Origin of the sequence: Streptomyces cahuitamycinicus (genome assembly GCF_002891435.1) — a bacterium.
Classification (GTDB): Bacteria; Actinomycetota; Actinomycetes; order Streptomycetales; family Streptomycetaceae; genus Streptomyces; species Streptomyces cahuitamycinicus.
Window position 1 is genome coordinate 1 of sequence record NZ_POUC01000921.1, and the last position, 723, is coordinate 723.

Here is a 723-nt window from a genome sequence, read left to right on the forward strand (position 1 = left end):
GCTAGTCTCGTGGGCTCGGAGATGTTTATAAGAGACAGCTGGGACCACTGGGCTTCCAGGCGGGTCAGTGACTCCAGCTCGCCGTAGTCGAGAAAGATCCCGCGACACCCGCTGCACTGCTCGATCTGGACACCGTTGCGGTTGTACGTGTGCATCGGCGCACGGCACTTCGGACACTGCATGGTCGTTCAACTCCTCGCCGGTCGGTCCTGCTTCGCGTCTCACCAGGACAGACTGCGTCCCGCTGTGCTCGGTTGCACCCTACTTCGCGTGCTCCTGCACCAACTGGGGCGGGACGGCAGCCATTCGGTCACAGGCGTCCACGACCGACCGCTCCACCTCGTCCAGCGGACGGCCGGCCGCGACCGCCTTGGCGACGGCCCGGGCCGCGGTCTGCGCGGTGAGGGCACGTGCGGGGACATCGAGGGCGGGCCAGGGGTCGCCCTCGGCGGGGACGGCCGGGCCGCCGGCCTCCCGATAGGCGGTGAGGAAGCGGACCCATTCACCGGGCGGGAGCAGGCCGCAGGCGTACCAGGCGGCGGGACGGGCGAGGTCCCAGACGGGGACGCCGACGCCGAGGTCGTCCACGTCTATCAGCAGCCAGGGCCCATCGGCGGCGGGGTGTCGTACGAGCTGGCCGAGGTGGAGGTCGCCGTGGCAGAGGGTGCCGGTGTGCGGCATCGGGGCCTCGGCCCGGGCCCAGGGCGGGAGCTGTCTCTTATA

At 70.4% G+C, this 723-nt stretch carries 2 protein-coding genes; both read right to left on the reverse strand.

Translation table 11 applies throughout. The annotated features are described in order from the left end of the window. A partial coding sequence (locus C1J00_RS43895; RefSeq protein WP_180989938.1) for a TFIIB-type zinc ribbon-containing protein occupies positions 1 to 182 on the reverse strand: 182 nt, incomplete at its 3' end. A gap of 79 nt (positions 183 to 261) precedes the next feature. Next, positions 262 to 723: phosphotransferase family protein (locus C1J00_RS43900; RefSeq protein ID WP_180989939.1), on the reverse strand; the 462-nt coding region annotated here is incomplete at its 5' end.